Origin of the sequence: Aeromonas sp. s6, from assembly GCF_040907815.1 — a bacterium.
GTDB classification, from domain to species: domain Bacteria; phylum Pseudomonadota; class Gammaproteobacteria; order Enterobacterales; family Aeromonadaceae; genus Aeromonas; species Aeromonas caviae.
The window spans coordinates 1-1,555 of sequence record NZ_JBFOCN010000096.1; the positions used below are offsets into that span (position 1 = coordinate 1).

The 1,555-nt window shown below is 67.3% G+C and carries 1 protein-coding gene; it reads right to left on the reverse strand.

The genetic code is table 11. The annotated features are described in order from the left end of the window. The coding region (locus AB5Y50_RS15735) for a hypothetical protein (protein ID WP_368163075.1) at positions 1-1,555 on the reverse strand (1,555 nt) is incomplete at both ends.

Sequence of the window (1,555 nt, forward strand, 5' to 3'; positions counted from 1 at the left end):
CCAGCGCCTGATCCCCCTGCGCTTGGGTGCGCTGGGTTTCCAGGATAGCGGCGTTGAGCGTCTGGTCATCCCCTTCCAGGGTGGCCTGCAGTTGGGTTACCCGTTCGGCCATGGCCTGATCGGCGGCGCTCAGGGCGCGCTTGCTCTCCTCCAAGGCGGCGGCGGTCTTGCTGTCTGCCGCCTGGTAGTCGGTCTTGAGCTGGCTTAACTCCCGGGCGGTGGACTGCTCCACCCCGGCGATCACCTCCCTCACCCCGGTGAGCGCGGCGGACGTTGCCGCCTGCTCCCCCTCAAACTCGGCCCGGAACTGAGTCACCTCGCGGGCCAGCGCCTGGTGTTCGTCTGCCTGGGTATCCTGACGACGAGTGATCGTGGCGCGGGCCTTGCGAGCCCGGTCCTCGTCCTGATCATCTGCCAAGGTGTTGCCGATGCTGGCCAGGGCGGTCAGATTGACTTCTGCTGACAGGTCATCCTGGCGAGCGGCCAGCGCCTTGCCCTGCTCTGCCACGGCCTCAGACAAGGTGCCCACATCGGATTGGGTCTTGTCGGTCTTGGTGGTGAGCTGTTGCAGGGCCTCGCCGGTGGCCTGCTGACCATCGGTGACCACCTTGCCCAGGCTGGTGAGCTGGGCGGCTTGATCGCCGCTGGCTGTCTTGAGCTGGCCGATTTGCTCGGCGAGCGCCTGATCCCCCTGCGCCAGGGTGCGCTGGGTTTCCAGGATAGCGGCGTTGAGCGTCTGATCATCCCCCTCCAGGGTGGCCTGCAGTTGGGTTACCCGTTCGGCCATGGCCTCGGCGGCGGCGCTCAGGGTGCGCTTGCTCTCCTCCAAGGCGGCGGCGGCCTTGCTGTCTGCTGCCTGGTAGTCGGTCTTGAGCTGGCTTAACTCCCGGGCGGTGGACTGCTCCACCCCGGCGATCACCTCCCGAACCTCGGTCAGACGGGCAGTGGTGGCGGCCTTCTCCCCTTCGAACTTGGCACTGAGATCGGTGACCTCGCTCGCCAGGGCCTGATGAAGATCAAGCTGCACCTGCTGGTCACGGCGAATGGATGCCTCGGCGTGGCGGTGACGCTGCTCCCCCTTATCGCCCGCGAGGGCGTTGGCAATGGCGGCCTCGGCGGCTTGGTCAGCGGCCTTGGCCGTCAGATCCAGGGTGGCGGTGATCTCGTCAAAGCGGCCAGCGGTGATCCCGCCGTCACTCTCGACAATCTGCTCCAGCGCCCGGATCTTGCCCTCGGCGGTGTCGGTACGCACCTCGACCCCGCTGACCCGCTCAGCCAGCACCTGGTCAGCCTCGGTACTGACCCGCGCCACTTCGGTGATGTTGGCCAGCAGGGTCTGGTCATCGGCCTCCAGCTCGGCCTTGAGGCCGGATACGCGCTCGGCCAGGGCCGACTGGGCATCGCTGTTGACGGTGATCCGTTGCTCTGCCGCCGCGAGCCGTTCGCCCTGCTCGGTCACTGTGGACTGGGCGGCCTTCTGCTGGATCTGCCCCAGGGCGGCATCCAGGGAGCTGCTGACCTCGGTCAGGCGCTGCTGTTCGCTGGTGAACTCCGA